The sequence below is a fragment of the Bacillus sp. AFS041924 genome (assembly GCF_002577195.1).
Lineage (GTDB): Bacteria > Bacillota > Bacilli > Bacillales > Bacillaceae_G > Gottfriedia.
Genome location: NZ_NULG01000097.1, coordinates 1 through 9,234, shown reverse-complemented (window position 1 = coordinate 9,234; position 9,234 = coordinate 1). Strand labels below are relative to the sequence as shown.

General features: G+C 33.3%; 9 protein-coding genes. 7 read left to right on the top strand and 2 right to left on the bottom strand.

Annotated features, from left to right (window positions below):
* Nucleotides 1–657 precede the first annotated feature (657 nt).
* The gene (locus COC46_RS17055) at nucleotides 658–1,167 is read right to left on the bottom strand and encodes a DinB family protein (RefSeq protein ID WP_098811119.1); all 510 of its coding nucleotides are present in this window, start codon (nucleotides 1,165–1,167) and stop codon (nucleotides 658–660) included.
* 404 nt (nucleotides 1,168–1,571) lie between these two features.
* Here COC46_RS17055 and COC46_RS17050 point away from each other — a divergent pair, with 404 nt between their 5' ends.
* Nucleotides 1,572–1,892, top strand: a complete 321-nt coding sequence (locus tag COC46_RS17050) for a hypothetical protein (RefSeq protein WP_098811118.1) — start codon at nucleotides 1,572–1,574, stop codon at nucleotides 1,890–1,892.
* Nucleotides 1,893–2,224: 332 nt separating this feature from the next.
* Here COC46_RS17050 and COC46_RS17045 read toward each other — a convergent pair whose 3' ends face one another.
* Nucleotides 2,225–2,509, bottom strand: coding sequence for a YciI family protein (locus COC46_RS17045; protein ID WP_098811117.1), 285 nt, complete (start codon nucleotides 2,507–2,509; stop codon nucleotides 2,225–2,227).
* A gap of 69 nt (nucleotides 2,510–2,578) precedes the next feature.
* On the opposite strand from COC46_RS17045, the gene COC46_RS17040 reads away from it, so the two are divergent.
* The 6 genes from COC46_RS17040 to COC46_RS17015 all read left to right on the top strand — a co-directional run bounded on the left by COC46_RS17040 (nucleotide 2,579) and on the right by COC46_RS17015 (nucleotide 8,961).
* Nucleotides 2,579–3,358 (top strand): nucleotidyltransferase domain-containing protein, encoded by a 780-nt coding sequence (locus COC46_RS17040; RefSeq protein WP_098811116.1) that lies wholly within the window; start codon nucleotides 2,579–2,581, stop codon nucleotides 3,356–3,358.
* A 57-nt stretch (nucleotides 3,359–3,415) separates the two neighbouring features.
* Nucleotides 3,416–3,859: a Dps family protein gene (locus tag COC46_RS17035; RefSeq protein WP_098811115.1), complete on the top strand. Its 444-nt coding sequence runs from the start codon at nucleotides 3,416–3,418 to the stop codon at nucleotides 3,857–3,859.
* Nucleotides 3,860–4,165: 306 nt separating this feature from the next.
* Nucleotides 4,166–5,149 carry an ornithine carbamoyltransferase gene (gene argF / locus COC46_RS17030; RefSeq protein WP_098811120.1) on the top strand — a complete coding sequence of 328 codons (984 nt, stop codon included), beginning with the start codon at nucleotides 4,166–4,168 and terminating at the stop codon, nucleotides 5,147–5,149.
* 51 nt (nucleotides 5,150–5,200) lie between these two features.
* Nucleotides 5,201–6,415, top strand: coding sequence for an argininosuccinate synthase (locus COC46_RS17025; protein ID WP_098811114.1), 1,215 nt, complete (start codon nucleotides 5,201–5,203; stop codon nucleotides 6,413–6,415).
* A gap of 30 nt (nucleotides 6,416–6,445) precedes the next feature.
* Complete coding sequence (gene argH / locus COC46_RS17020; RefSeq protein ID WP_098811113.1) at nucleotides 6,446–7,837, top strand: argininosuccinate lyase; 1,392 nt, start codon at nucleotides 6,446–6,448, stop codon at nucleotides 7,835–7,837.
* A 116-nt stretch (nucleotides 7,838–7,953) separates the two neighbouring features.
* Complete coding sequence (locus COC46_RS17015; protein WP_098811112.1) at nucleotides 7,954–8,961, top strand: PTS sugar transporter subunit IIC; 1,008 nt, start codon at nucleotides 7,954–7,956, stop codon at nucleotides 8,959–8,961.
* The last annotated feature ends 273 nt before the right edge of the window (nucleotides 8,962–9,234 follow it).

The window sequence follows — 9,234 nt, the reverse complement described above, 5'->3', positions numbered from 1 at the left end:
AACTTTTGGGGTGCACTTCTCAGCATTCTTGCGTTTTTAATTTGACGGTTTTTTTATCAAACAGGGCTTTTGAGACAGCCTCTTTTATTGTGTTTGTAATTCCGTAAACTGTCTGCCGAAATGTTCCCCTGTTACCTTTATAAATGGAATAAAGCATATTTCCTTTTTAAGAAATCAGATGGAACAAATACAATTTAGAAGTGCTTAAGCAAAATAAGGAATGGGAAGTTATAAAAAATGGTAAGAAAATGAATTGCCATGGTATATGTAAAAAAGCTTTTCATATACAACTAAAGCAGTGCTTTAGTTGTATAACGATCGGCTGCTTCGGTAGTCCATCTTTTTGTGTTAAATGGAAGGATAGTTGAACAAGAACCACTTCAATTTCGCTTGAGTATTGTATGTAAATCTAGTTTACATACATACCGTTATCGGCAATAAAAAAAGGACCTTCAAGGAGGGGCTGTTGACAAATAGCTGTTCAAAGCAAAAAGAAGACGAATCACTACTAAATATAGTAATTTGTCTTCTTTTCTATTGCTTATTTTGTATGATTAGGACTAAAAATTAGTTTGTTAACAACCCCAAGGAAGATCCCTTTTTTTGCTGCTTCTTCAACTAACGCACCCAAAGGTTTTTTCATTAATAGAAAAAGACTTATAAGTATTTATCACTAATCACCTTCATATGGTGTAACTCGTGCCCGGCAATGCCATATGCAATGGTACCTATCGAAACTAGGCTGTTCATTACAGTTCCATTACGATCCCACGATGCATCATCAATGGTTGAAATAAGGCTTATCGTGTTGGAGCGTACCGTGTCTAAACCAGCTAGTAGCTGCTCCCAGGATAATTTGTTGAAGTTTGCCGCAGAAACGTATTGATCCTGATCCATTGCTGGGAGTGGTGCACTTTCATTTCGTGCAATAGCAAGCATTCGATACGACATCACACGTTCCGAGTCAGTCATATGCCCAATCACTTCTTTTAAAGTCCATTTCCCTGGTGCGTACGCCTTCCTTGCAGACTCTTCTGATACGCTGCTTAAGAGGGTAATGGTCTTAGTTCGTTGCTTACTAAGTATTTCTATAATATCTCCTTCTGGCACAAGACTAACATACCTATCATGCTCTGGATTTTCAATAGATAATGGTCGTGGACGCACAAGAATCCTCCTCATCGGAATAGTTAATTATGGTTCTAGGTTAATATTCGACTGTCAAGAAAATATTTCCTTCTAATTGCCCTTTGTATATTGGGATTTATCTATTTACATAAACAAAATAAATAAAGTAGACGTTAATAATTAAATATTTTAAGAATGATATCCTGTGGACAGCATTTCTTATATAACTACCATGGGAGTACGATATAAACTTCCATTCACTGTTGTGAATCTGAGGATTCGTGGATGGCTAACGCAGTGCTTTAGTTGAACTATTAGGTAACTTCTTTTTTTATGGCTACTAAAGTAAATCAATTGGAGGATAATTATATTTTAAATCGAATATATTGCTAAATAATTCAATAGAAATTTGTTATTAAAATATCGAGAAATAGGATGGAAAAGTGAAAACAAAGAAAAATCTGATCTCATTCAGTCTTACTCTTGTTGTTTTAATTAGTACACCATTTGGATTTACTGTTCTAATGGGTTCAGAATGGATTGACTGGGTTTTTATTAGTTCGTTAATCATTACGACTAGTATCATATTTTTTAATTTAAGTGGTGATGGACTTATAGGTAGATTGGATAAATCAACAGTACAAGGAAAAACAGGGATATCTGCAGTAATAGATAATGGGGCAGAAATAATAAATTTACCATTTTCGTTTTATGTTTCATTGTTGTTCACAATAGGAAGTCTTTTCCTATTCCTTATACATTAATGTACCAATTGTTTATCTTTGGTCCATTTTGCAATTGTTTACGTTGCCATGAAAAACACTTCAAATTTAAGTTAGAATTAGAGTAGATATCGTTTTTCCTTATTCAACTACCATGGGAGTACGATATAAACTTCCATTCACTGTTGTGAATCTGAGGATTCATGGATGGCTAACGCAGTGCTTTAGTTGTATAAGCATTAAAAATACTGTTCAGTGAAAACAGTCTTTTTTAGTACGCAAAAATCAATTTTTTAGTTTAACAGAGTCCAATAATTAAAAACAAAAGTGCAACGAAAATGACCTTAATCAGTTAATTTCGTTGCACTTTTGTTTTACTTTAACGCAATTAAAAATGGATATAGCTCCGCGGTCATAACATTCTTTTTAACAGCTGGGTCATTTTGCATGATTTCTTTAGCAGCTTGTAAGCTTTCTGTATTTAAGATAACAATACCGAATTCCGCTTGTTCTGTTCTTCCTGCTATTGATACCGTTTTTTCTTTATTTAAGTTTTGTAGATATTGAAAATGCTCTGATACAATATTTCTTTCTTCTTCCGTTGAATCATGTAAAAAAGTTGATCGAACTGGTTTTAAAACATAAATAAAGTTTTCCACTTAATACACATCCCATCGTATATAATAATTATACTATAGCACGTCATGTCGGTTTTTAAGGGGATAATTATGAAAGAAATAATTAGAGAAAAACTAGACCAAATTGAAAAGGAACACGATGTAAAGATACTATTTGCAGTTGAATCTGGGAGTAGAGCATGGGGATTACCATCTAAAGACAGTGATTATGATGTACGCTTTGTTTACGTACATCGCAAAGAGTGGTATTTAAGCATTGACCAAAAACGTGATGTTATTGAATATCCAATCAATGATCTACTCGACTTTAGTGGCTGGGACATAAAAAAGGCACTGAATCTTTTTGCTAAATCTAACCCTGCATTATTAGAATGGCTAAGATCACCAATTGTTTATTTTGATGATTTAACGATTTCAGTAGAATTAAGAAAAATTGGTAATGATATTCTTTCTAAAAAAGCATGTATTTATCATTATCTACATATGGCAAAAGGGAATTATCGTGATTATTTACAAGGGGAATCGGTTAAAATTAAAAAGTATTTTTATGTATTAAGACCAATTCTAGCTTGTATGTGGATTGAAAAATACACAGAGATCCCTCCAATTTTGTTTGATGAACTTTTAGAGATGGAAGGTTTAGATCAGTCGTTTTTAGAAGAAGTAAATCAGTTATTAATTCGAAAAAAACAAGGTGATGAATTAGACTTAGAGCCTAGAAAAAATGTATTAAACGCCTTTATTGAAAATAAAATTCAGTTTTTTGAAGAGTATGCTAAAGGGATTACTGAATCTAACAAGGTGAATATTGAGGAATTAAACGAATTATTTCGAAGTACACTTAAACATTCATGGGAAAAAATAGAATAGACTATATACTTTTCGGGAAAAATTTCTTTGTATTTTAACAAAGAAATTGGAGTGTGAATGAAATTGGCAAACTTAGAAAGTCTATTAAACCAACAACTCGCAAATTGGAATGTGTTATATGTAAAATTACATAATTATCATTGGTATGTAAAAGGACCAAATTTCTTTACTCTACATGAAAAATTTGAATTGTATTATGATGATGCAAAATTAATGGTAGATGAGTTAGGGGAAAGGATTTTAACGATTGGTGCAAAGCCAATTGCAACACTTCGCGAATACTTAGAAACTGCTACGATCAAAGAAGGCAATCATACTTTTAAGGCAGAAGAGATGGTATCTGATCTAATTAAAGATTACGAAAAAATTGTACAGGAATCACGTGATGTGATCTCAATTGCAGAAGAAAGTGATGATCAAGAAACAGCTGATTTATTCCTAGGTAAGATTGCTGAAATAGAAAAGATGCTTTGGATGTTAAAGTCATTTCTTAGTAAATGAATAAATATTAAAACGGGTGAATTAACCTACACATTAGCTGTGTTTGGTTAGTTCCCCTTTTTTTATTTGAATAACATTTGCTAGTATGTATTTTAGTGAAAAATAAGTGTTTTAAAGCGTTTTTTAGGGCGTTTGTAAAATACTATAAAAAAATTAGCAGAAAAAACTAAAAAAATAATTGTATAATTATTTATAGTTAAGTATAATTATTCATTATATAAGAATCTGAGCTTCTAAAAAGGGGATGGATTTATGAGTAAGGTATTGAAAGAAAATCATGTGAAAAAAAATAACTATACACAAAAGATGAAGTGGAACGTTGCAAAAGGGAATTTTAGCACCGTAAAATGGTCGGATTTTAAGGGGAAAAATTTTCTAACGATAAGTGAGTTTTCATCAAGCGAATTATTATTCTTACTTGAAAAATCTTTAGAGATGAAAAATATGCAAAAAGTGGGAGAGGCACATCCTTATTTAAAAGATAAAGTACTAGGAATGATCTTTGAAAAAAATTCAACGAGAACAAGACTATCATTTGAAATCGCGATGATGCAATTAGGTGGTCATGCAATCTTTATGAGCAGTAAAGATCTACAGCTTGGTAGAGGTGAGACAGTTCATGATACATCTAAAGTATTTTCTCGTTATGTAGATGGGGTAATGATTCGAGCGAACTCTCATGATATGTTAGCCGAATTTGCTGAGCATTCTTCAATTCCAGTTATTAATGGATTAACTGATCTTCATCACCCTGCACAAATAATGGCTGATTTCTTAACGATTCTTGAACACAAAGGTAGATTAAAAGGTTTAAAGATTGCTTATGTAGGAGATGGAAATAATAATATTTGCCATTCATTAATTGAAGGGGCAGCTAAGCTTGGTGTTTATTTAACGATTGCTTGTCCAGAAGGATATGAACCAAATAAAGTTGTTCTTCAATCGATGAAGCATGTTGCAAAAACAACTGGAAGTGTGATTGAAGTAGTAAATAATCCTGTAGATGGTGTTAGCAGAGCTGATGTTGTAATAACAGATGTGTGGACCAGCATGGGTCAAGAGGGAGAAACTGAAATTCGTTTAAAAGATTTTAGTCCTTATCAAGTAAATGATCAGTTGCTAGAGAACGCTAAGGATGATTATTTATTTATGCACTGCTTACCTGCACACCGTGGAGAGGAAGTTACAGCTTCAGTTATAGATGGTAAGCATTCAGTTGTATTTGATGAAGCGGAAAATCGCTTACACGCTCAAAAAGCGATATTAGTCGCATTAATGAGTAATTTATAATTCTAAAAATCTATTATATTTTTTTAAAAATCAATTTTCGGGGGTAATAACATGGGAAATGAAAAAATTGTTTTAGCTTATTCAGGTGGTTTAGATACATCAGTTTGTATTAAATGGTTACAAGAGAAATATAACTACGATGTAATTGCACTTTGTCTTGATTTAGGAGAAGGAAAGGATGTTGAAGCTGTCCGTCAAAAGGCGTTAAATTTAGGTGCGATTAAGTCGTATATGATCAATGTTAAGGACTTGTTTGCAAATGAATATATTGTACCCGCATTAAAAGCAAATGCACTATATGAAGGTAAATATCCACTATCTTCAGCTTTATCTAGACCTTTAATTGCAAAATTATTAGTTGAAGTAGCCCAGCAAGAAGGGGCAGTTGCAGTTGCTCATGGTTGTACTGGAAAAGGAAATGACCAAGTTCGTTTTGAGGTTTCAGTAATGGCTTTAAATCCAAATCTTAAAGTAGTTGCACCTGTTCGTGAATGGGGTATGACTCGTGATGAGGAAATACAATATGCAAATGAAAATGGTGTGCCAATTCCAGTTGATTTAGATAATCCATTTTCTATCGATGCAAACATTTGGGGAAGAGCATGTGAAGCGGGTGTATTAGAGAATCCATGGAATGAAGCACCTGAAGAAGCGTTTGATTGGACGAATGCAATTGAAAATACACCAGATGTTCCTGAATATATTGAAATTGAATTTATTAAAGGTGTTCCTGTTGCCTTGAACGGTCAGCCTATTAATCTAGTTCAATTAATTGAGCAGTTAAATAGCATTGGTGGAAAGAACGGTGTTGGAAGAATCGACCATATTGAAAATAGATTAGTTGGAATTAAATCTCGTGAAGTTTATGAAAATCCAGCAGCGTTAATTTTAATCAATGCGCATAAAGAATTAGAGTTCCTTACATTACCTCGTGAAGTGACAAACTTTAAAGTAAGTATTGAACAACAGTTTTCGAAATTGCTTTACGATGGTTTATGGTATTCACCTTTAATGGGTGCTTTAGATGCCTTTGTTAATTCAACACAAGAAACAGTAACGGGTGTTGTTCGTGTGAAGTTATTTAAAGGTACTCATACAGTAGTAGGTAGAAAATCTGAAAACAGTTTATATAATGAAGAGCTTGCAACTTATTCAAAAGGTGACATGTTTGATCACAATGCAGCAGTAGGCTTTATTAAACTGTGGGGATTACCAACGAAAGTATATAGCGAAGTAACACATAAAAATACTGTTTTAAGTAAATAAAATCGTTTTAAATAAGGAGGCAAGGCAGCTATGTCAAAGCTTTGGGGTGGACGTTTTACGAAGGATACAAATCAATTAGTTGAAGAATTTACAGCATCAATCGAATTTGATCAATTAATGGCAAAGGAAGATATAGCTGGTAGTATCGCGCATGCAACTATGCTTGGTGAATGCGGTATTATTGAACTAAATGAAGCTAATTTAATAATAGAAGGTTTAAACAAGATTTTAAAAAAAATAGAGAAAAATGAAGTGCAATTTAGCATAGAAAATGAAGACATTCATATGAATATCGAAAGTATGCTAATTGAAGAAATCGGACCTGTAGGTGGAAAACTCCATACAGGTCGTAGTCGAAATGATCAAGTTGCAACGGATATGCACCTTTTCTTAAAAAATAATACGTCTTCCATTATTCACTTAATTGAAGACGTACAAAATAAAATCATTTCGCAAGCAAAAAAACATGTAAATACCATTATGCCTGGGTATACACACTTACAAAGAGCACAGCCTGTTTCATTTGCACATCATATCCTTACGTATTTTTGGATGCTTGAGCGTGATAAGAGTCGTTTCAAAGATAGCTTAAAACGAGTAGATATCTCACCATTAGGTGCAGGTGCATTAGCTGGAACTACATTTCCAATTAATCGTCATCGAACTGCTGAATTACTTGGTTTTAGTGATATTTATCATAATAGTCTAGATGCAGTAAGCGATCGTGATTTTATCGTAGAGTTCCTTTCACATGCTTCATTGCTTATGACACATATTTCTAGACTATCAGAAGAATTTGTTATTTGGTCTAGCCAAGAATTCCAATTTGTTGAATTAGATGATGCTTTTTGTACCGGTTCAAGTATTATGCCACAGAAAAAAAACCCAGATGTTCCAGAATTACTTCGAGGTAAAACAGGGAGAGTCTATGGTAGCTTAATCGGATTGTTAACTGTATTAAAGGGCCTACCTTTAGCTTATAACAAGGACATGCAAGAAGATAAAGAAGGTATGTTTGATACTGTTTATACTGTTGTGGGAGCACTGCGATTATTATCGGGAATTATCGATACGATGAAAGTAAATGAAAATCGTATGTATGAAGCTGTAAAAAATGATTATTCCAATGCGACCGACCTTGCTGACTACTTGGTTAGAAAAAATATCCCTTTCCGTCAAGCCCATGAAATCGTTGGGAAAACGGTTTTATATGCAATCGAACATCATAAATTTCTTGGGGAATTAAGTCTAGAAGAATATAAGGAAATTAATGAAGTGTTTGATGAGGATATTTATCATACTTTAAATCCAAAAACGGTAATGGAAGCAAGAATCAGTGAAGGTGGAACTTCAACGAATGAAGTCTGGAAACAAATAATGAAAGCAGAAGAGTGTTTAAGCTTTACTACGAATATGGTATAATTTTCTAATTGAAAGCGTCCAATCATTTGGACGTTTTTTTGTGCTTCTATTTATAAATAATTTTCTATTCATTTAGCAAATACTAGAAGTAGTTACTAAAAAAAGGTAGGTATTATATGAGTACGCAAGAAAAAAGTAGAGTATTTAGAGCATCAGAAGGTATTGCGCATGCTGTTTTTGTCATGATTGGTATCGGTTCATTACTGGAGAGTATTGGAAAAATATTTCATTTTGAATCTTTGATAACAATCGGATTTTCTACAAAGTTATTAATGGCACCAGCCATTGGAGCGGGAATTGCGGTTTTATTAGGATCAAGTACGTTAATAATTTTTTCTGCCATGTCCGCTGCAATAATCGGTTCTGGAGCATTATTGATGGTAGATACGGCAATGACCATTAAAATGGGTGAACCAGTAGGAGCATTATTATCAGCTTTAGTTGCAATCCTTATTGGAAAAGCTGTTCAAGGTAAAACGAAATTAGATTTAATGGTCGTACCTTTATTTGCCATCTTAATTTCTGGATTAATTGGATTATATTTATCAAAGTGGATTTCTCCAATCTTAATAGCAGTTGGGAATTTTATAAAAGGCTCGACAGAAGGTTCGCCAATTATTGCTTCTATTGTATTAGCAGTAGTTTGGGGGATATTAATTGTTTCGCCTGCTTCCTCTGCAGCATTAGCAATTGCATTGAATTTAGATGGACTTGCCGGCGGTGCTGCATTAGCAGGATGTGCTGCACAATTTGTAGGATTAGCGGTTATCTCTGCACGTGAGAACGATCCAGGAAGTATCCTTGGCTTATTGATCATTACACCAAAATTACAGTTACCAAATGTGACTAGGAATATTAAGATTCTTCTACCAACCATAGTTGCAAGTGCCGTGGCTGGACCGGTATCTGCATTCTTATTTCATATTGAAGCACCGAAAGAAATCGCAGGTTTAGGATTATGTGCACTTGTTGCACCAATGAATTTATTAGCTACCTATGGAAGTGCAGTTATGATTCCTATGATTGTCACATACGTATTAGTACCAGGTATCGTTTCCTATATCGTTTACATATTCTTAAAACAAGCGGGTATGATTAAACCTGGAGAACTGAAGATCTCATAATTTCTAGATATGTGATGAAATGCAATTAAAACTAGCATATCTGCAAATAAAGAATCACGATTTATGAAAAGTTGAGGGAAACCTACTAAATTAAAAGAAATAAAAATAAAATAGAATGTGACTTTCTAATTTACTTCCCAACAACAAGAAAATGAGTACTAATAACAGTACTCATTTTTTCAGAGTGTTGATATATAAAGTTGTCAATATTGGAAATATACAATAGGTAAATTTTATTAACGATAAAGTGATATTAATGTTCTTCAATGCTAA